16 protein-coding genes, 1 tRNA gene and 1 rRNA gene are annotated in these 21,494 nt (G+C 43.8%); 10 read left to right on the top strand and 8 right to left on the bottom strand.

Annotated features, from left to right (window positions below; genetic code table 11):
- Positions 1–212 (bottom strand): 16S ribosomal RNA (locus K5Q73_RS01230); the annotation flags it as partial.
- An 896-nt stretch (positions 213–1,108) separates the two neighbouring features.
- On the opposite strand from K5Q73_RS01230, the gene K5Q73_RS01225 reads away from it, so the two are divergent.
- Positions 1,109–1,612: a DUF4124 domain-containing protein gene (locus K5Q73_RS01225; protein WP_259650860.1), complete on the top strand. Its 504-nt coding sequence runs from the start codon at positions 1,109–1,111 to the stop codon at positions 1,610–1,612.
- Positions 1,613–1,716: 104 nt separating this feature from the next.
- On the opposite strand, the gene K5Q73_RS01220 is transcribed toward K5Q73_RS01225, so the two are convergent.
- The 4 genes from K5Q73_RS01220 to rluD all read right to left on the bottom strand — a co-directional run bounded on the left by K5Q73_RS01220 (position 1,717) and on the right by rluD (position 6,878).
- On the bottom strand, positions 1,717–2,043 hold the full coding sequence (locus K5Q73_RS01220) for a hypothetical protein (RefSeq protein ID WP_220765763.1): 327 nt from the start codon (positions 2,041–2,043) through the stop codon (positions 1,717–1,719).
- Positions 2,044–2,360: 317 nt separating this feature from the next.
- Positions 2,361–4,934: an ATP-dependent chaperone ClpB gene (gene clpB, locus K5Q73_RS01215; RefSeq protein ID WP_220765762.1), complete on the bottom strand. Its 2,574-nt coding sequence runs from the start codon at positions 4,932–4,934 to the stop codon at positions 2,361–2,363.
- Between the two features lie 226 nt (positions 4,935–5,160).
- On the bottom strand, positions 5,161–5,907 hold the full coding sequence (gene pgeF / locus K5Q73_RS01210; RefSeq protein ID WP_220765761.1) for a peptidoglycan editing factor PgeF: 747 nt from the start codon (positions 5,905–5,907) through the stop codon (positions 5,161–5,163).
- Positions 5,907–6,878, bottom strand: coding sequence for a 23S rRNA pseudouridine(1911/1915/1917) synthase RluD (gene rluD / locus K5Q73_RS01205; protein WP_220765760.1), 972 nt, complete (start codon positions 6,876–6,878; stop codon positions 5,907–5,909). The genes pgeF and rluD overlap by 1 nt, the downstream gene beginning before the upstream one ends.
- A 122-nt stretch (positions 6,879–7,000) precedes the next feature.
- On the opposite strand from rluD, the gene K5Q73_RS01200 reads away from it, so the two are divergent.
- Entirely contained in the window at positions 7,001–7,762 is a 762-nt protein-coding gene (locus K5Q73_RS01200; protein ID WP_220765759.1) for an outer membrane protein assembly factor BamD, read from the top strand.
- Between the two features lie 114 nt (positions 7,763–7,876).
- Here the strand turns inward: K5Q73_RS01200 and K5Q73_RS01195 are convergent, their stop codons facing one another.
- Positions 7,877–10,063, bottom strand: coding sequence for an RND family transporter (locus K5Q73_RS01195; RefSeq protein WP_259650859.1), 2,187 nt, complete (start codon positions 10,061–10,063; stop codon positions 7,877–7,879).
- Between the two features lie 518 nt (positions 10,064–10,581).
- Here K5Q73_RS01195 and K5Q73_RS01190 point away from each other — a divergent pair.
- Positions 10,582–10,657 (top strand) — tRNA-Phe (locus tag K5Q73_RS01190).
- 200 nt (positions 10,658–10,857) lie between these two features.
- Here the strand turns inward: K5Q73_RS01190 and K5Q73_RS01185 are convergent.
- Positions 10,858–12,720: a methyl-accepting chemotaxis protein gene (locus tag K5Q73_RS01185; protein WP_220765758.1), complete on the bottom strand. Its 1,863-nt coding sequence runs from the start codon at positions 12,718–12,720 to the stop codon at positions 10,858–10,860.
- Between the two features lie 238 nt (positions 12,721–12,958).
- Between K5Q73_RS01185 and K5Q73_RS01180 the strand changes: the two genes are divergently transcribed.
- The 4 genes from K5Q73_RS01180 (at position 12,959) to K5Q73_RS01165 (ending at position 16,237) form a co-directional block, all read left to right on the top strand.
- Positions 12,959–13,906, top strand: a complete 948-nt coding sequence (locus K5Q73_RS01180; RefSeq protein WP_220758552.1) for an ornithine cyclodeaminase family protein — start codon at positions 12,959–12,961, stop codon at positions 13,904–13,906.
- Between the two features lie 303 nt (positions 13,907–14,209).
- Positions 14,210–14,770 carry an RNA polymerase sigma factor gene (locus K5Q73_RS01175; protein WP_220758917.1) on the top strand — a complete coding sequence of 187 codons (561 nt, stop codon included), beginning with the start codon at positions 14,210–14,212 and terminating at the stop codon, positions 14,768–14,770.
- Entirely contained in the window at positions 14,763–15,299 is a 537-nt protein-coding gene (locus tag K5Q73_RS01170; RefSeq protein ID WP_220758553.1) for a hypothetical protein, read from the top strand. The genes K5Q73_RS01175 and K5Q73_RS01170 overlap by 8 nt, the downstream gene beginning before the upstream one ends.
- Positions 15,296–16,237, top strand: coding sequence for a DUF4097 family beta strand repeat-containing protein (locus K5Q73_RS01165; protein ID WP_220758554.1), 942 nt, complete (start codon positions 15,296–15,298; stop codon positions 16,235–16,237). Before K5Q73_RS01170 ends, K5Q73_RS01165 begins: the two co-directional genes overlap by 4 nt.
- A gap of 162 nt (positions 16,238–16,399) precedes the next feature.
- Here the strand turns inward: K5Q73_RS01165 and rsuA are convergent, their stop codons facing one another.
- Positions 16,400–17,092 carry a 16S rRNA pseudouridine(516) synthase RsuA gene (gene rsuA, locus K5Q73_RS01160; RefSeq protein WP_220758555.1) on the bottom strand — a complete coding sequence of 231 codons (693 nt, stop codon included), beginning with the start codon at positions 17,090–17,092 and terminating at the stop codon, positions 16,400–16,402.
- Between the two features lie 193 nt (positions 17,093–17,285).
- Between rsuA and K5Q73_RS01155 the strand changes: the two genes are divergently transcribed.
- From K5Q73_RS01155 to K5Q73_RS01145, 3 genes are all read left to right on the top strand, one after another.
- Positions 17,286–17,813: a sugar O-acetyltransferase gene (locus K5Q73_RS01155; RefSeq protein WP_259650673.1), complete on the top strand. Its 528-nt coding sequence runs from the start codon at positions 17,286–17,288 to the stop codon at positions 17,811–17,813.
- A 302-nt stretch (positions 17,814–18,115) separates the two neighbouring features.
- Positions 18,116–20,200: a M13 family metallopeptidase gene (locus K5Q73_RS01150; protein WP_220758556.1), complete on the top strand. Its 2,085-nt coding sequence runs from the start codon at positions 18,116–18,118 to the stop codon at positions 20,198–20,200.
- 388 nt (positions 20,201–20,588) lie between these two features.
- Positions 20,589–21,377 carry a RelA/SpoT domain-containing protein gene (locus K5Q73_RS01145; RefSeq protein ID WP_220758557.1) on the top strand — a complete coding sequence of 263 codons (789 nt, stop codon included), beginning with the start codon at positions 20,589–20,591 and terminating at the stop codon, positions 21,375–21,377.
- Positions 21,378–21,494 lie beyond the last annotated feature (117 nt).

The following is a 21,494-nucleotide window of genomic DNA, read 5'->3' as shown; positions in this document are numbered from 1 at the left end:
CCGAAGGTCCCCTCCTTTCCCCCGTAGGGCGTATGCGGTATTAGCAGTCGTTTCCAACTGTTATCCCCCTCGACTGGGCAGATACCTAGGCATTACTCACCCGTCCGCCGCTCGTCACCTCAGGAGCAAGCTCCCTTGTGTTACCGCTCGACTTGCATGTGTTAGGCCTGCCGCCAGCGTTCAATCTGAGCCATGATCAAACTCTTCAATTAAAGTTTTTTTGCTTCATCCACCTTACAAGTAAGGCTAAATCAGCGGCTCAACGAATTCTGTATTACATATTGCTATGAACACTCATTCATTAAGTAATTTTTTGATTGCCTCATTCTTTACTAGAAAGAAGTAGACAATTTCGAATAACTTAATCTCTGTGAGTGTCCACACAGATTTGCTTGTCATATTGTTAAAGAGCGTTGAAGTTATCTTTCAAACTTCGCCTTAGACGCTAGGTCGTTTGGCTGAGGAGGCGTATTCTACACTCTCCAGTGTCGGCGTCAAGCGCTTATTTTAAGAAGTTTTTCAAGCGATGATTCTTTATACACTCTCGTGTTAACAACCATCATTCGAAGCTCTTAAAGCGATTGTCACCTGGTTCAAATCTCTTTCGATTTCCGAACTTCACCTCTTACTTAAAAGAAGTACTGATTGCGCTGCAAGTCCCGTTCTATCTAGCATTAAAGCTGGGTAGTTGGCCTGCTGTGCCGTGTCAGTGGATGCGCATTATAGGGATGTGAGATTAAAGAGCAAGGGGGGTTATTGATAAAATCTAAACAACTTAACTAAGCGAACATTAATTCTTCATTATGGTTCTTTATCCAGCACCAACGCCTACATAAAAGCTCAAACCTAGCATTTCTCCGTTTTATCAATGCAATTCTAAGCTGTAGTGATTACTGCCAATTCAAATACAAGACATATATTGTGTATCTCCCGCTCACTTTATTGCTTTCTAATAACCTGGCTGCATAGCTAATAGCTGTATTGCTAAATAGTACAATTAGGATATTGGCATTAAGAATGTATTCGGGCTAGCATGAAGTTCGTTTTAGTTAACCACTATAAATTCAACTCAATTGCAGTCAGTTCATTTTTAACTATGGATAGAGAAATGATTAAAACAATAAAAACAGGCTACGCTAAACTTCTGTTCCCGACCTACACAGCTACTCTAGCTAGCACATTTCTGCTATTGGCCGTCTCATCTTCGTCAGCCCAAGCCAACATTATCTACACTTGGGTTGATGATAGTGGGGTCACCCACTATAGCCAGCAGCCTCCAGAACAGAGAGAAAACCAAGCGAATACTGACAAGCTATATAGTGAAGACCTAAATCCAAAACAAATAGGCACTGTTGCCCCTTCGTCTCCGGTTACTCAAGTTCAAGCTCAAACAGATTTAGAAAAAAAAGCCGCAGCGATTAATCAGGCAGATTCAGAGCAAGCAAAGCAGATCTGTAAAAATGCTCGTCACAGTCTTAACGTACTCACGACCCATGCAAAACTAAATAAGAAAAACAAACAAACTGGCGAAATGGTCGCGATGACCGAAGAGCAAAGGCAGGCCTCTATCTCAGAACAAAAAGAGAGAGTGAAACTATTTTGCACAAAATAGTTTGTTAAACAGAAGCCATGCTACTTAATCCCACTTGCCACAAAGGGTTTAGAGCTTAAATAAAAACAGACTCATATGAGTCTGTTTTTATCGAAAGTACACAACTACTTGCTAGCTTGTAAGTTGTACATTGAGCGTGGAACACCATCTTCACAGGCTTTTTGCCCCGCAGCCCAACCATCGTCAAAGCGTTGTAGACCATCTAGCGCCGTGTCTTTCTTAATTGAGTCATATAACTCTGTCTGCTTTTTCGCTGTGACATACGCATTTTTACAGCCTCGGTAATAACCATAATGATAGAGGCTTTCATACTCTTTATTGCCTTCACCAATATAAGGCGCTGACACCTGCTTTTCTTCATAATCAGAACTGGAAGAACAGCCAATCACACTTAGTGAAACTAATGCGATAAAGCCTAATTTTTTTTTCATAATGCTCCGCTCCTTGTCCATATCAAATTTTGAATAAACCATTCCAATACTTACCTTGAGTATCATCCATTACTCAAATATTACCAATCTGGCTAATACCGATAGCTAAAGACCTAGTATTAATAGCAAATATGTTTGGCGTCATTATATGCTTAGTTCAATTTTCAGCCATTATGATCAATATACATTAACAAAGATAAGTTAACAGGCTTTGCCGCTTATTTTTAAATAAAAAAGGCTCCAACAAATGTTGAAGCCTTTTATAGAGCTGCGTATCAACTGCTCAGCCTGTTGACCTAGCGGTTTTTACTCACACATTACTGGCTAAATACTAAGGTTTCATTTTCAACTGAAACCTTAATATCCTTACCTGGCAACAGTTGCCCGCTGAGGATCTGCTGCGCTAGTGGATTTTCAACTTCTTGCTGTAGTGCCCTCTTAAGTGGCCTGGCTCCATATACAGGATCAAAACCCGCTCTAGCAATCAATGCTAATGACTCTTCGCTCATCTCTAGCCCGTAGTCTTTGTCGGCAAGACGCTGCTTAAGGCCTTCAATCTGAATTTTAGCGATATGAGCGATGTTTTGTTCATCCAACGGATGGAACACTACCGCCTCATCGACACGGTTCAAAAACTCAGGTCTGAAGTTCTTCATCACCACCTGCATCACATCTGACTTCATCTCATCATAGGTTTGCGTACCGAAACCCAATTGGATGAGATCTGAGCCTAAATTAGAGGTCATGATCACCACTGTATTCCTAAAGTCGACCGTGCGTCCTTGACCATCAGTAAGGCGACCATCATCTAATACCTGTAATAAAATATTAAATACATCTGGATGAGCTTTCTCTACTTCATCAAGTAAGATCACCGAGTAAGGTTTACGCCTTACGGCTTCGGTTAAATAACCCCCCTCTTCATAACCGACATACCCTGGAGGAGCACCGACTAAGCGAGATACTGAATGCTTTTCCATAAATTCAGACATATCGATACGCACCAACGCCGATTCGGTATCGAACAAGAACTTAGCAAGCGACTTACATAACTCAGTCTTACCCACGCCTGTTGGGCCTAGGAAAAGAAACGAACCAATTGGACGGTTCGGGTCAGCAAGCCCTGCTCGGCTTCGACGAATTGCATTTGATACCGAGTCAACAGCTTCGTTTTGACCTATGACTCGTTCATGCAGCGCATCTTCCATTTTAAGTAACTTATCACGCTCACCTTCGAGCATCTTAGAAACAGGAATACCCGTTGCCTTCGATAACACTTCGGCAATCTCAACATCGGTGACTTTATTACGTAATAAGGTCATATCTTGCATTTCAGCCTGCGCAGCTAAATCTAACTGTTTTTCAAGCTCAGGAATACGACCATATTGCAGCTCAGACATGCGAGTTAGATCCCCCGCGCGTCGAGCAACTTCAAGATCCATACGTGCTTGTTCTAGATCAGCCTTAATATGCTGAGTTCCTGCTAACGCTGCTTTTTCGGTATGCCAGATCTCATTCAGCTCGGCCGCTTTGGCTTCAACATCTTTAAGCTCGGTACGCAAGGTGTCTAAACGGCGTAAGCTAGCTTCATCCGTCTCTTTACTTAACGCTTGCTCTTCAAGCTTTAACTGAATCGCTCGACGCTCAAGACGGTCTAAAGATTCAGGCTTAGAGTCAATCTGAATACGGATACTTGATGCCGCTTCGTCAATTAAGTCGATAGCTTTATCTGGTAACTTACGATCTGAAATATAACGATGCGACATACTCGCCGCCGCAACAATCGCCGGGTCGGTAATTTCTACGTGGTGATGCAGCTCATAGCGCTCTTTAAGACCACGTAAAATTGCAATCGTGTCTTCAACACTTGGCTCATCAACCAGTACTTTTTGGAAACGGCGCTCAAGAGCCGCATCTTTTTCAATATATTGACGATACTCGTCAAGCGTAGTTGCGCCAACACAATGTAAGTCACCACGCGCAAGCGCAGGCTTTAGCATATTGCCCGCATCCATGGCGCCATCAGACTTACCCGCGCCAACCATAGTATGCAGCTCATCAATAAAGAGGATCACTTGTCCCTCTTCTTGCGAAAGTTCATTGAGCACCGCTTTTAAACGCTCCTCAAATTCACCGCGATACTTAGCGCCAGCCACTAATGCCCCCATATCTAATGACAATACACGCTTATTCTTAATACCTTCTGGCACTTCGTTGTTAATGATCCGCTGCGCTAAACCTTCGACAATAGCGGTCTTACCGACACCTGGCTCACCAATGAGCACAGGGTTGTTCTTGCTACGGCGCTGCAATACTTGAATAGTACGGCGAATTTCATCGTCACGACCAATAACCGGATCAAGCTTACCTTGCTCTGCGCGCTCGGTGAGATCGACGGTAAATTTCTTCAGTGCTTGGCGCTGATCTTCAGCATTTGGGTCATCCACCTTCTGGCCATTACGTACTTGCTCGATAGTCGACTCCATCAGCTCTTTAGTCGCACCAGATTGTTTAAGTGCTTGCGCTAAAGAATCATTGCCCTCAAGTGCAGCCAAGACAAATAGCTCGCTAGAAATAAACTTGTCTTTACGTTTTTGAGCTAATTTATCGCACAAGTTAAGCAAGCGAATGAGTGCTTGAGATAACTGTACATCACCGCCAGTACCTTCTACTTGTGGTTTTTGTTCAAGATCTTGACTCAGTAAAGAGCGCAGGGTGCTCACTTGGATCCCTGCTTGAGTCAATAATGGGTGAATGGAACCACCATCTTGATTAAGTAACGCCATCATTAAATGTGATGGTTCAATAAATTGATGATCTCGGCCTAGTGCCAATGACTGAGCATCCGAGATGGCAATCTGGAATTTGTTGGTCATACGATCTAATCGCATAAATCCTCCGATAACTCATAAAAATGGTAAATAAAAGGCAATGGGCATTGCTTATCAGCTTTGAGAAACCGAATTAGATAGCATTAATACCGCTGTATAAAACGATATGAATCCATTCGCACTTCTATTCACATAAGAAAAGGTGATTCTGCTAAAAGTACAGAATCTTTGTTACTTAAAGATGGGGGCTATTTGAACAATATCAAGTCAAAGCTGAGTAATAAAGTTAGCGAGTAAGCCAAATAAATGATGCCATACGGCCAGTAACGCCATCGCGGCGATAGGAGAAAAAGTCGTTATCTTCAGTCACGGTGCAGCGTTTATCAGCATAAATACGCTTAACGCCTAATAATACCAATCTAAATTCAGCCAAGCCTTGAATATCAGCCATATACTTTTGCTCACCTTGAGCATTTTTATGATCACTAAAAAGCTGGCTGGTTTGCGGATGCTTAGCCTCAAACTGCGCTTTGACTTCTGCGCCGACTTCAAATGCCGTCGGACCTATTGCTGGTCCGAGGTAAGCAATAAGCTCTGCAGGCTTATGACTAAACTTATTAACTGCAACTTCGATGATACCGTCACATAAACCACGCCATCCGGCATGTACAGCCGCCACTTCAGTGCCATTTTCATCACACAGTAATACAGGGAGGCAATCTGCAGTCATCACCACGCATACTTGGTTTTTACTTTGGGTATAACTGCCATCGGCATGATGGACTTGTGAATTATCAGCATCTACGACATCGACACTGTGAATTTGCTCTAGCCAAGCGGGATTTGCAGAAAGCTTAAGCTGCTCTGCTATAAGTTGGCGGTTAGCTAAAACCTTTTGAGGGTCGTCACCAACATGCAGCCCAAGATTAAGGCTGGCGTAAGGCGACAGGCTGCAGCCACCTTCTCGAGTCGAAAAAGCGAGGTTTACTCCCGATGGAATAAACCAAGCTTGATTTTCATTACTACGACTCATTAATACACTGTTGGATTTTCTTCAGTGTCTTTACGCAGCGCTTTGGTCAGCTTAACCATATCCTCAGGGATAGGTGCTTGCCAGCTCATGATTTCACATGTAAATGGATGTGCTAGCTCAAGTCTTACCGCGTGTAATGCTTGACGTCTGAAGCCCATGTAGGTCTCGAAGAAGTCAGGTGCTGCACCTTTTGGTGGACGTGGACGACCAGCATAAACAGGGTCACCAACCAATACATGACCAATATGTGCCATATGCACACGAATTTGGTGAGTACGGCCTGATTCCAAGCGTAATCTTAGACGAGTATGTGCTCTAAACTTTTCCGCTACGCGGTAGTGAGTCATAGCCGGCTTACCATTATGAACAACAGCCATATGGGTACGCTTAGTTGGGTGACGGTCAATTGGCTCATCAATTGTGCCACCGGCAATAATAGTGCCTGTAACAATTGCTTCGTATTCACGAGTAATGTCACGAGCCTGCAATGCCGATACTAGATGAGTCTGAGCTTCAACGGTCTTAGCCACCACCATCAAACCTGTGGTGTCTTTATCCAAACGGTGCACAATACCTGCACGCGGAACTAACTCAATGCCAGGGCAATGATGCAATAATGCATTCATTAGCGTGCCGTTTTGATTACCCGCACCAGGGTGAACAACCAAACCAGCTTGCTTGTTGATCACCAAAATATGGTCATCTTCATACACGATATCTAAATCAATCGCTTCAGCTTTTGCTGTGGTTTCTTCTTCAAGCGTGGCGCCAATCGTCACAACCTGACCTTCAAGCACTTTGAATCTTGGCTTATCGGAAACTTCGCCGTCAATAAAGACTGAACCGGCTAGAATCCACTCTTTAATACGTGTGCGAGAATAGTCCGGGAACAAATCAGCCAAAGTTTGGTCTAATCTTTGCCCGGTTTGTGTTGCTGTTATCTCGCTTTTTAGATTAATCTCTTGTGTCATATGAACCGTACCCACTTTTCAGGGTCCAAAAATGTTTACTATCTGTTACAATCGGATTGTTTCTATTTTATCGTGAAATGGAAAAATTCTTAACAATAACTTTAAAAGAATCGAATTCAAGTATGCATAAAATTGCCAAAAGTGTCGCTGTAGTCCTTATCACACTTGCAGCTACGGCCTGTAGTAGTAAACAGGGCGAAGACCCTGCGATGACAAAGAGCTCTCCTGAAGTGCTCTATTCTCAAGCAAGAACCTCTATGGAACTAGGTAATTACAGCAAAGCTGTCCGCTCTCTAGAAGCCTTGGATTCACGCTTCCCATTTGGTCCGCATAAGACTCAAGTTCAACTTGACCTTATTTATGCCTATTACAAACTTGACGATCCTGCGTCAGGTATTGCGAATATCGATCGTTTTATTCGCTTAAACCCAACTCATAAAGATATTGATTATGTTTATTACATGCGCGGCCTGGTCAATATGCAGTCTGACCGATACCTATTTCACGATATGCTAAATATCGATCGTTCTGACCGCGATCCAAAGGCTGCGCAAGATGCATTCAACGATTTTGATAGACTTATTAAGTCTTATCCAAACAGTAAGTATGCAGCAGATGCACAAAAACGCATGCAGCACCTAAAAAATAGACTGGCACTTTACTCGATCAAGGTAGCCGAATACTACATAAAAATGAATGCATGGAGTGCTGCCGCGATCCGCGCTCAGTCGGTTTTAGAGACATATCCAGGTACTCCATCAACTGAAAAAGCCTTAGAGATCATGTCTACTGCTTATGGTGAACTTGGCCAAGAAAAGCTTAAAGATCATGTACTCATGGTAATGAAGGCGAATTATCCAAGTAATAAATTAGTCGCTAAATAACCTAAAAATTAAGTATATTTGACGATAAATAAAGGCCTCTTTTGAGGCCTTTATTTTTTAGTCAATTTTCTTCGATGCTTATTAAAGCACGCACTCGAAAGTCCTTTATCGCCATCAGCTAGACTTGCATTTGTTTTTATAAAGCCTTGAACAAATCAAACGTCGATAGAGTACAGGCAACATCAACACATCGAAGCCCCAAGCAAAAATTACCACGAGGCAAGACAGTAAGCTCAAATGAATAATAGGAGAAAATGCTGATAACACACCAATCGAGAAACCCAATGCAATAGTCAGGGTGGTAAAACTAATCACTGGCAAAACCTTGTGTAGACTCAGCCAAAGCGCCCCCTCGCTTAACGACTTGCTATCGGGCAGCTTTAACATTAAGTGCAGAGTATCATCCACAATTATCCCCAGCATCATACCTAACACTACCGCGCTTGCTAAACTAATGAAGCCGCCATTGAGTTGCCAAAGGGCAAATACCCATAGCAAAGGTAAGAAGTTCAGCAATAGGCCCATCACCCCAAAAATGATTGAACGCTTCAAAACACACAATAAAATAGCCAAAACAATTAATGCCACAGCAAAAGACAGCAACATATTATTAGCATTTTCGACACTGAGATGGGCAAACATTAAGTTACTGGCAATGGGAGCACTCACCTCTATCTGAGTTGAATGCTCAGCTATCCAATCAGCTACCTTTTGCTCGAAAGCTATCAGCTCCATCGCTGTCATTGGCTGTAAATATAACGTCACTAAGCTCGATTGTTTATCGGCCGACAGTTCACTCGCGAGCCCTAACTCTGTTACAGAGTTATTGGCCAAGATCTGTTTAAACTGATTCTGACCCACTCCAGCATTCTTAATCCAGTCACCGATATGCTGCACCTTGAGCACTTGTGGCTGGCGCTTTAAGAAACGACTAAATTTGTAGATAAAACTAATCTCTGCTTTAGCGAGTTGGGCATTTGCGGTACTCGCCACTACATAATGTTGTAAATTAATTCCCGAAAAATACTGAGTCATTTTTTGGCTTGAAAGGCTAAAGGGGCTGGATGATTCAAAGTAACTGAGTGGATCATCATTCAACGTCAGCTTCGACACACTGACCAAAGCGCAGGCGCTTATCAACACAATCCCAGTTATCACTGACATGGGGTGACTGGCGTTCCACTTAGCAATGGCTACCACCCCAGAAAAATTGAGCCCTTTCGTCATTGATGGCTTAGAGTGACGCGCGAAAAAAAGTAGGCTAGTTAGAGTTAATAAATAATTGCAAAGCACTGCAAATGCCACCAGTAAACCAAAACTTTTAATCGGGGGCGATGGGCTAAACATCAGCAAACTAAAGCCAAATATCGTAGTGATGCTGGAGTAAAACAGCGGCGGCTGATTGAGCTTCACTGTGTAGCGCAAGGCCTGCAGATTAGTTTGCCCCCGATTAATCTCACCACGCCAGCCAAAATACAAGTGAGAGGCATAAGCTAAGCCAAGGGTAATAATAATCACCGGCACAAAAGCTGTAATCGCCGTCAGAGTCAAGTTTAGCCATGCAGCGAGCCCCATACTTAATACTAAGGTAATGCCACTGTTGATACAGAGCGCCAAAACCCACAGCTTTTGCCTTATAAACAGCGCAGCCATCAACACTATGATGGCTAACAGTGCCGGAGCAAACCAAGTCAAGTCATGGCTAAGCACTTTGGCATATTGCCAATTCAGCGCATGGGTACCATTGAGGTAAGTGCTAACATTTAGCGATTGCCAATAGTCACGGCTGTCACTATCGACTCTTTGCAATACATCATCTAACCACAGACTCTGGGTGTTAAAGCTTTGGACTCTGTGGTTACTCAGGCGCAACTGCAGCAAGATCCCCTGCCCATTTGCCGACAGCACGGATGCCAGTCTAGGGTGAGTTTTATAAGCTAATATTTTATCTTCTTGAGCCCTCCCCTCTACAAATTGGTTATAGCCCTGAATACTTTCGATATCTTGATTATCTTTAAGCTTATCGATGAAGTTGATTAACTGGGCTTGCAACTCCTTGTTACGCCAATCTTGTTGTGTTTCCAGCAAAATCCAAAGCTGATCATGACGTTCAAATTTGTCCATCATGCTGTTAAACGCTACAAACCGCGGATCTGAAGGTGCAAAGTAATCACTAAAGTCGACATCGAGATTGAGCCGAGAAAAACCCATTACTGAGATCAGCAACGAGACTGAGATAACCATAAACATGATTATTGGATACCGCTGAATATGCCAGATGGTTCGTACTTGGTAACCCAATCGATCTCTCCCGGTGTTTTGATGAGTAACAATAGTTAGTTATGAGTAACAGCTAACAATGAGCAATAACTAACAATAAGTAACAGTTAGCAATGAGCAATAACGAACAATGAGTAACAGTTAGCAATGAGCAATAGCTAACAATAAGTAACAGTTAGCAATGAGCAATAGCTAACAATAAGTAACAGTTAGCAATGAGCAGTAGCTAACAATAAGTAACAGTTAGCAATGAGCAATAGCTAACAATAAGTAACAGTTAGCAATGAGCAGTAGCTAACAATGAGCAATAACTAGCAATAAGCAACAGTCAGCAATAAGTAACCTATAAAGCCTAGCAAAGTCACCTTTCATATTCGCTTCGTCGACAACAGGCTAATTACCCAATAAACCATTCATTTACGATTATTGCTCACTTCTGAAGCTAAACGTCTAATTATTCAACGGGCGAGCAAATAAACTGACTTATTTGCAAAAATTGGTTGACTCAAAAGCGTAAAAACCTTTTAATAGCGTCCGTTGCCCGAATAGCTCAGTCGGTAGAGCAGAGGATTGAAAATCCTCGTGTCCCTGGTTCGATTCCGGGTTCGGGCACCAATATTCAGTTTAGGTGTTGCAACAGCTAAACCAGCGATAAGGCAAATTAAGACCTTAAATCGCTAAACTAAACCTCGCATAGCGAGGTTTTTTTATGTCTGAATTTTATCAAAATACTTATCTCTCTATGCCGCACTTCCCTAATATAGAAAAGCCCCGAGATGACTCGAGGCTTCAATGTGCTCATCAGATTAAAATATCTAAACCTTAAACTTGCTCACCGCATCTTGCAGAAACTCAGCGCGCTCACGAACCTCTTCTGTGGCACTCGAGTTCTGCGTAGCAACATCAGCTGTTTCCTGAGCGATATCGCGGATCACCACCACATTCTGGTTAACCTCAGCCGCGACCATACTTTGCTCTTCAATCGCCGCCGCAATCTGAGTACTCATATCCATAATGTTAGTCACATCTCCATTGATCTGCTCAAGTAGAGTCCCTGCTGAAGCGGCTTGCTCAGCACTTTCGTTGCCCTGCTCTCGGCTAGATTGCATCAGATCTACGATAGAGTGAGTTCGAGACTGTAAGGTCTGAATTATCGCAGCTATCTCCTCTGTCGACTCTTGAGTGCGCATTGCAAGGCTTCGAACCTCATCAGCAACAACAGCAAAACCCCGTCCCTGCTCTCCCGCTCTTGCCGCCTCAATAGCCGCATTTAATGCCAGTAAATTGGTTTGCTCGGCAATACCACGAATAACATCCAGCACACTGCCTATGGTTTCGCTGTCTTTCTCAAGGTCGCTGACAACAGCAGCAGACTCATTGATCTGCTGAGCCAATAGCTCGATTTTTTCAATCGTCTGCTGCACACCGACTCGCCCTGTCTGTGCATTATCATGAGTCATGCTAGCCTTGTTAGCGGCAAGTTCTGTATTCTTAGCTATCTCATCGATGGTCGCCCCCATCTCAGTAATCGCCGTCGCCACCATATCGGTTTCATTGAGCTGATTCTCAGCCCCCAGTGAGGCTCGCGCCACGTTACTAGAGAGCTCCTGGCAGGACTGGTTCATAGTCTCCACCGATTGAGTCACCTGATGGATCAGTTGCTGGAAGCTTTCCACCATACTGTTAAAGTGTCTGGCGATTTGACCTAGTTCATCGTCACTACTGGTATCGCAACGCATTGACAGATCTTTATTCGCCTCAATATGAGTGATCACATCAGTAATGCGTTTAACCGGATCAATAATACTGCGGATAATCATTAAAGTGGTCACAGCTAGCGCAAGGGCGATTAGAACCGCAATAGCAAGACCAAAAATAAACGCCGAACTTTCTTTATCACTAATGGCATTCAGGGCTAAAGATTCAAGTTGTTTAAGCGCACTATCCGTATTAGCAACCGCTTGACGCAACTTGCCACGCTCGCCTTCAGAAATGCTCAGGCCGAGCAACTTCTCTTTCTCGACTAAGGCTTTAAAATCGGCATGATACTGCTGAATATTACCCAACACCTGCTGCTTAGCTTGTACACCCAATTGCGACACATTCGCAGTATTAATGAAGCTTTCGAGATTTTTATCAAACTTTGCCACATAACCTTCACTACGTCTGAGCATAAAGTCTTTCTCAGCGCGCCTAAGTTGTAGCATCTTCACCATCAATTGTGGTTCATCATACTGCGTAACTAAGCTTTCAACTTGATGTACAGCGCTGCGTAGGGTGCCATATAAACCCGTTTTAGGAGTAAGTCCTATCTGCTTATTTAGGCTAACGACATTGCTAAAGGCGGATTCATAACGGCCAAGCTCTTGACTAAACAGGCTTAAACTCTCTATGGGGATCTCATATTTTTCAAACACTGCGGTCAACTTAACAACCGTCTCTTGAGCTTCTCGGTTGTCAGCCCCATGCTGCTCAACATACTTAAGCTCCTTTCTTGCTAGAAAATCCTTTTCATCTTTACGTAACAGTAAAACCTCATTCTTAAGCCCGGCAATATCTTGTGAGGCTTGTGCTAATTCCGTTTGCACTTGACTAAAATAAACTTGAAGGCCAAACATGGCGGCTAGCGCCGTAATGGACACTCCTGCACTTAACAGTAATTTGTAACGAATTAGCATTTTACATCTCTTTTTATATCGGATTTTTTCCCTTGGAAAACACTTTTGCACTCTCCTCGGACTGTCATTTATCTCTATCGGCCGACTTGATAGTACATTTAGCTACAAAACAGAACAAAAACAGCAAACAATAGCTAACATTCTAATTATTAAGTTGAAATATAATTCACCAGATAAAAGTTCATTGACTCAAGCAATACCTGCAAATAGTATAAAATATACTTAAATGGAGGTTTTCATGTTAGTCATTAATGCAGAATCAGTTCATCAGTCACTTAATTTCCCCGATCTAATCAATGCCCTCGATGAGACATTCTCTCGCCCTGCAGGCATGCCGCAACGCCGAGTGTTCAGCCTTGATGAATCTGGTGAACATAATGATGCCTTTGCCGTTTTACCTTCATGGAATGATAAAGCGATTGCCGTTAAAGCCTTTACTTACTTCCCTGACAACCCAAAAAAAGCCCCTGCACTGGCTAGCTTATATTCAAAAATATTAGTCTTTAGCCGTGAAACAGGTGAGCCACAAGCCCTAGTCGATGGCACCAGTGTCACCTTCTGGCGCACAGCAGCTATCTCGGCATTGGGAAGCCGTTACTTGTCACGTGAAGACTCAAACAAGCTGCTTGTTTGTGGCACGGGTAACTTAGCTTCCTTTATGGCACTTGCTCATGCCAGCGTGCGCCCTATTACCCAAATCACCATTTGGGGACGCAATGAAGAGAAAGCTCGCGCTACGATTGAGCTTATCCGTAATAAACGCCCAGATATTGAAGTATTACTATGTACAGATCTCGAGCAAAGCGTGCGTGAAGCCGACGTCATTAGCTGCGCAACCGGCTCACCCATCCCTCTATTCCCAGGAGACTGGGTGCAACCAGGTACTCATACCGATTTTGTCGGCAACCATAATCACGATAGACGCGAATGTGATACTCAACTCATCACCAAATCATCAGTATTTGTCGACTCTAAAATCAATGTGTTTGCTGAAGCTGGCGAGTTACTCCTGCCTATCGAAGAGGGCGTATTCTCTCTTGATGAGGTGAAAGGAGAGCTGGGGCAGCTATGTACTGCTCAAATTAAAGGCCGCACCAGCAATGATGAAATCACCATCTTCAAGACCGTAGGCACTGCACTTGCCGATCTTGTTGGTGCCCAGCTAGTCTTCTCTAAGCTGAGCTAGCCTTATCTAAGGCGGAGCAACTACCGCTTTATGATATGTAACCAAGAGGAGCCATTGATGCTCCTCTTTTTATTGGGATGACTAACCACTAACCCTGCTTGAATTAGATTCCGTTGCTCTAACTTTTGCAGGCATTTAATTTAACAAGCATATAATCTAGCTCGTAATAAATACTTCGTTAACACTCCAGCAGCCTCCCCTAAAAATATTTTCTATTGCATTTAAACCTTTTTATCTGTTGGCTATGTCTTATTAGTATCAACTGCGCACAAGGAAATTTGAGTGACGGCACAAATACAGGTAATGGAACCAAGGCCGCTTCTAGAACCTGAACTAATAGATAAAGCCAAGCTAGGTGATAAGTTCGCTTTTAAGCAGCTGTATCAATTACACCACCAGCGCGTATATGCACTGTGCTTGAGGATCACCGGCCAAACATCGCTAGCCGAAGAGGCTACACAAGACTGTTTCGTCAGGCTTTGGCAAAAGTTGCCGCAGTTTCGTGGCGATAGTCAATTTACGACTTGGTTGCACACTCTCAGTGTCAATCAAGCGCTTTCAAACCTGAAGAAACAGCGCTCATTTTGGTCACGGTTTGTCAGTATTGATATCGATGTTGAAAGTGTTAACGATGAGTATGAAGACCTAGATAAAATTTTACTCAAGCTACCAGAGCGTGCCCGGATCGTTTTCGTGCTTCATGCGATCGAAGGTTATAAGCATGAAGAAGTTGGTCAGCTAATGGGGATTGCAGCAGGTACAAGTAAAGCGCAATACCACAGGGCACAAAAATTACTCGAGGCGCTAATTGACCAACGCCAAATAGATAAAGGTCAAACCGTTAAAGGAGGCCGTAATGAATGATGCTAAGGCTAAACTCACACAGCTAATAAATCAGGCGCCTAAAGAGATCCAACCTCAAAAAGAGCTTTGGAGTAATATTGAAAAACAACTCGATAAGCCCGAGTTTCAACAAACTAAAACTGAAAATCAACAAAACAGCCAATGGATGCGTCTCGCCATTGCCAGTATGGTACTGCTCACCGGGCTTGTAGGTATTAATCTTTGGCAGCAGAACACAGTACCGATAGCCACAGACTCTCCCCTGCTGGCTACCTTGGCAGAGATCCAACATCAGCATCAGCTTCAAGTGCAGCTATTGAGCCAGCAACAGCAAGTCAACTGGCAAACCACCGAGTTAGGTGCCCCCGTTGAAAAAGGCATAGAGCAGCTTAGAAAGGCCGCCGAGCAGATCTACCAAACATTACAACAATCCCCCCATGACAAGGAACTTTGGCAGCTATGGTTGTGGACTCAACACAAAGAAATCGAGCTACTACAGCAAGGGCAGAAGCTGCCAGTTAACTCATCTCCCCAAGGAGCTTTACTATGAAACTCACTCCACTTAACGCACTAATGGCTGGTGCACTTTTCCTTAGCCAAACAGCTATTGCCGGCGAAGCCATCGAGCAGCAGCAACAGGTTCAGTCAAATCCCTCAGTTAAGGTTAAAGTACAGCGAGGCAGCGTTACCTTTCAGTCTTGGGATAAAAATGAAATCGCGGTTAAAGGTAGCTTAGACGAACTCAGCCAAGGGTTTACCTTTAGTGTGAATGGTAACAAAGTGCTGATAGAAGATACCTTGCCCCGTCAATACAGTGGTAATAACAAAGACGGCTCAGAGTTAATCATCACTCTTCCTCACAAGCTTAAGCTTGAAGCAGAGGGTGTATCGGCTAATTACATTCTAAGTAACTTAAGTGGAAAATTAGAGATCAGCTCTGTTAGTGGCAATATCAAAGCGAATGCCCTGAGCGATAAAACCTTGTTGCAGACTGTTTCTGGCGATATTTCCACACTTAGTTTAACAGGTAAGAGTAAGCTGCAAACCGTATCAGGCGACATAAAAGATAGCCAAAGTTCAGGTACCTTAAGCTATCAAATGGTCAGTGGAGAGTTAACCGCTGACACCAAAGCAACCAAGGTCGACATTGAGTCTGTATCTGGTGATGCAACTATCACCTTAGAAAGTATCGATGTATTGTCAGTTAAAACTGTTAGTGGTGATTTAGAGGTTTCGCTTAACACCTTGTCGAGCCGCGCTAAGCTTGGCAGCGTAAGTGGCGACATGAGTATCACCTTTCTTAGGGATGCCAATGTTGCTTTCGATATAAATGGCGGACCCGGCGGTAAGATAAACAACAAATTGACTGGTGATAAGATCACTAAAGAAAAATACTCAGCGCAAACTTACTTAAAATTTCAAGCGGGTGATGGCCGCGCCGAACTCAATGCTTCTACTATTAGCGGTAAAATAGAGTTACTTAAGTAATCATACTGCGTAGATTTAATACTGATTGGACTTGAAGGTTTCATAGATAAGCCGTCAAAATGTCGACTTAACGGGACAGGCTATCAATACAAAAGGGCGCTAAAATTAAGCGCCCTTTTAATTTCTATTGCTAGGCAATGGCCTTACTTTCGGTTTTATCCGTTACTTAACCGATTTGATTTCAGCATCTGTCAGGTAGCGCCACTCACCCAGCTCAAGTTCAGCATCGAGCTCAATCGCACCTACGCTCTCACGGTGTAGCTTAGTGACCTTGTTACCAACGGCTGCAAGCATACGCTTAACCTGATGATACTTACCTTCGGTGATCGTCAAACGCGCTTGGTTCGAACCTAAAATCTCAAGCACTGCAGGTTTAGTCAGGCCATCTTCGTTATTGAGCTGAACACCCTCGCTAAATTGCTGCACAAGTTCTTCACTTAATGGCTCAGCCGTTTCTAATAGATAGCGCTTACCGCACTCTTTCTTAGGCGAGGTGATTTTATGCGACCATTGTCCATCTGTGGTGATCAAAACCAGACCTGTAGTGTCGGCATCTAAACGACCAGCAATATGTAAGTCTTCAGGACGGATCACATCCAGCAGACTAATCACCGACTGATACTCTTCGTCTATAGTTGAGCAAATCGTATCAACAGGTTTATTAAGCATGATAAAGCGTGGACCAATAATGGTTAGCAGCTCACCTTCAAGGCAGATTTCATGCTCATCGGTGACTTTAAAGCCCGAGTTTTTAACCACTTCACCATTACAAGTCACATCACCACGATGTAGAGCTTTTTTAGCAGAAACACGAGTGTGTGAAGTTGACTCACAAATAAATTTATCTAAACGCACAGTAGAAACTCAGCTGATATAACCATAATGGCCGTCATTATGAGGCCAGTGCCGCCAAAGGGCAAAGTTTTGCTTGAACAAGCAGCAACCTCAAGCGTATCGTTATTACGAGTTTTTATAGAGATACGATATGAATCAATCACCTAGTATAGAGCAACTGCCAACAAGTGCATTAGAAACCAAAGCGCAGCAAATTGATGAATTTGCCAAAATGATCTCAGGCAGCCGCTATCAATGCCTAGAACCACAACTCAATCAATTCTGGCATCAGCAGCAAGTGCGCAACCAACACATGAATATCAACGGCCAAATCGATTATGAGTTGCTACCTCATGTCGCCAAAACGGCCGTCATTGTGCAGCCTTTTAATGTGAGTTACGGCATCAATATTAAGTTAGCCGACAAAGCCTTTATTAATGCTAACTGCACTTTGTATGACAATGCGCCAATTAGCATTGGGTCACAAACTATGCTTGGGCCCAATGTGCAAATATACACAGCAAGTCACCCTCTTAATGCCTCTGAACGTTGTCACGGCATAGAAACCGCCAAAGCAGTGACAATTGGTAACCGAGTTTGGATAGCAGGTGGCGCAATCATTTTGCCCGGTGTCACTATTGGCGATGAAGCTGTGATTGGTGCTGGCTCAGTGGTCACTAAAGATGTTGGCGCTAGACAAGTGGTAGCAGGCAAACCTGCCAAGGTCATAAAAACCTTATAGTTGAGGTTACTTTTAACTAAAAGTTACTCGCTTTTTAGTTAAGGAAACCTTTTCTTACATATGACAGGCTAAATAACCACATAAGTTTACACCTCAGACTTGTTCGCCACACATCAAAAACTTAACATAAGTAACTCAATGTAATTCGTGCGACTTTGCCAATAACTAATCATTATCAAGCAACAGCTGACAATGAGTCGTTACCAGCGTTAGCCAAGAGCATGAATACGCTATTTGAAGAAAAAAATAATTAGCTTGATTCAAAAGCAAAACAAATTGACGGTATAGATTAAGGAAGAAAAATGAAAAAAGTACTCGTTGGGGGCTTATGCGCTTCCCTTATCGTTGGCCTCAGTGCATGTAACAGCGAACCCACTGAAGTAAAGACACCAGACACAAGCAAGACAGAAGCCGCTGTTGCTGTTGAAAAAGTACTGTCCTCAGGTATCGACTTTACTAATTTCGACAAGTCAGTTCGTCCACAAGATGACTTCTACTCGTACGTAAATGGTACTTGGGTAAAAGACACCACCATTCCGAGCGATCGCACCAGTACTGGGGCATTTTATGATCTGCGTGAAAAGTCTCGTGACGACGTAAAAGCTATCATCGAAGAAGTCGCCGCAACGCCAAACCTCAAAGTCGGTAGCGACGAGCAGAAAGTTGCCGATCTATACAACTCATTTATGGATGTTGAAACCCTTAACAAACTGGGCGTGACACCAATTCAAAGCGAACTAGAAAAAGTTAACGCGATTAAGTCTAAAGACGAGCTAGTCACTTACTTCGCTCGCAGCCAAATTATTGGTAGTGGTACCCCTATGGCGTTTTACATTAACGTTGATGCCAAAGATTCAAGTCGCTATGCCACGCATATCTGGCAATATGGTCTTAGCCTGCCAGAGAAAGACTATTACCTAAACCAAGACGAGCGTTTCGTTAATATCCGTAAGGCCTATGTTGAACACATCGAAAAGATGTACACCTTAGCAGGCTTGCCAAATCCAAAGGCGAGTGCCGAAGCAATTCTGGCTCTTGAGACTGAGATAGCTAAGCAGCATTGGGACGTAGTAGAGACCCGCGACAGCACTAAGACTTACAACAAGTATCAGGTTAAAGACTTGCCAACATTGGCACCAGATATTAACTGGAACGGTTACCTAGCCGCGCTTGGCGCCGACAAGCAAGCCGATATCATCATCAATCAACCTAGCTATATCCAAGGCCTAAACCAAGTCATTAAAGATACCGATCTCGCCGCCTGGAAGACTTATATGCAGTGGCAGGTATTGACTCATGCCGCGGGCAGCCTAAGTGAAGCGCTTGATAACGAAAACTTCGAGTTCTTTGCCAAGACACTCAATGGCCAACAAGAGCAGCAACCACGCTGGAAACGCGGCGTGTCATCGGTTAACGGTCTACTGGGTGAAGTGGTCGGTAAGGTGTACGTTAAGCGTCACTTTAAGCCTGAAGCCAAAGAGCGTATGCAGGTTCTGGTTGAAAACCTACGTGGTGCCTATGGTGATAGCATTGAGTCGCTAGAATGGATGAGCGCCGACACTAAACTGGCCGCTAAAGATAAGCTTGCCAAGTTTGATCCTAAGATTGGTTACCCTGATCGTTGGGAGAATTACGACAAGTTAACCATTAAATCAGATGACCTCTATGGCAACAACCTACGCGCAAGCGAGCTAAGCCACGAGAAAGAACTTGAGAAACTCGGTAGCCCAATTCGTAAGTGGGAGTGGCACATGACGCCGCAAACCGTGAATGCTTACTACAATCCAACCATGAACGAAATCGTGTTCCCAGCAGCAATTTTACAGCCACCATTCTTTAATATGGAAGCTGACGATGCGGTTAACTACGGCGGTATCGGCGCAGTTATCGGCCATGAAATGGGCCACGGTTTCGATGATCAAGGCGCTAAGTTTGACGGTGAAGGCAACATGCGTGACTGGTGGACCGAGCAAGACTTAACCGAGTTTGCCGCTCGTGGTAAGGCGCTTGTCGATCAATACAACGATTACGCGGTATTTGACGACTTAAACGTTAACGGCGAACTGACTTTGGGTGAGAACATCGGCGACCTTTCTGGCGTGACTATCGCTTACCGCGCATACAAGAAGTCACTTAAGGGTAAAGAAGCCCCGGTGATCGACGGCCTAACAGGCGATCAACGTTTCTTCATTGGTTTCACTCAAATTTGGCGAGCAAAAATCAAAGAAGAGTCAATGCGTAACCGTGTGGCGACCGATCCACATTCACCAGCGCAGTTCCGTGCTCTAGGTGCACTATCTAACATGCCTGAGTTTTACAGCACATACGCTTTGAAGCCGGGCGATGCCATGTACATAGCACCAGAGAAACGAGTAAAAATCTGGTAATCAGTTTTTTTAAAGAGCAGGCCCTAGGCTCTAGGAACTGCCAAGAAAGGTCCTAGGAAATGCAAAAGACAAAGACGATGAAAGCCGAGACGGGTAAAGCAGGGAAAACGGTGTTTGTTGTAGGTCAAGCTTTTGCTTTTCCTAGCAGGGCCTCTCAGCACAAGCAGCCCGTCCTCGAAGCGTAGTGTCCTAGAATCTAGATCTTGGGTCCTAGGTCCTCAAAAATAAAGCTAAAAAGCCGTTGATGTCTCATTTCATCAACGGCTTTTTGTTTATTGTTACTTTTCGGTGCTTAAAGCTCACACTATGAACAAATGTTAATTTGCCATTCAGCAAAGCTTAAGCATTTTCCAGCTAAATTACGGTATAGCCAAAAATAAGGACTGCTATGAACCGGATATTGCGGACGTTTTTCATTTTCTTGCTGTTACTATCAACCCGAACAGCCTTTGCTCATAATGTCGATCATGGGCAGAACAGTAGCAAAAATAACGGTAGTTACGCCGCCAAAAAGGCGCTCCCAAAAAACCTTGCAGGACTCACTGCTATCCAGTCCATGCAATACCAAGTGCCTAGGCAGACCAGCGCCGATCTCGATACCCTTTATAGCCAAGCCACTGACGCACAAGATGAGTTAGCCCTACTGCTCAATATGATCACCACTCAATCTCATACTCAATCTGTTCTAGCCGATATTAAGAGTCGTGACAGAGCCGAGGCCAAGGTGCAAAACAAATTAGATAACGACGCTAGCCAACTAACCGATATCGTCAGAGCCAGTATCGTCAGCCACGACATTCACAACCTAATGCAGGCGTTTGCCTTACTAAAATCAGACTGCGAACTCATTCAAGTAAAGAACCGCTTCGCCAGCCCAAAAGAGTCCGGTTACCGCGACTTGAACTTATTGGTAAAACTGCCTGAATCGCAAATGATAGCCGAGGTGCAATTACACCTTGCTGATATCGCTGAGATTAAAAGTGGCGTGGAACATAATGTCTACGAGCAGGTACAAACCATTCAAGCCTCAGCCATGCAAGAGCAACGCAACTTGAGTGAGATAGAGACCACTAAGATCACTCAACTACGCCAAGCATCCCACAAGCTTTATCATAAAGCATGGCTCAAATATAAGCGTAATGACCAAGCCAATATCATTACAGCCTCAGCGGCATAACCGCTAAGCCAACAGCTGCTAAATCAGCGCTAACCTAAAGGAGCCAAACAAACGGCTCCTTTTTTTATGCCGCCACTAAATGGCGCCATAACCTGCACTTTCCCATGATTTACGGTT

The sequence above is a fragment of the Shewanella sp. MBTL60-112-B2 genome, from assembly GCF_019655055.1.
Classification (GTDB): Bacteria; Pseudomonadota; Gammaproteobacteria; order Enterobacterales; family Shewanellaceae; genus Shewanella.
Note: the sequence above shows the minus strand (reverse complement) of the source record. Positions and strands in the feature narration are given on the sequence as shown.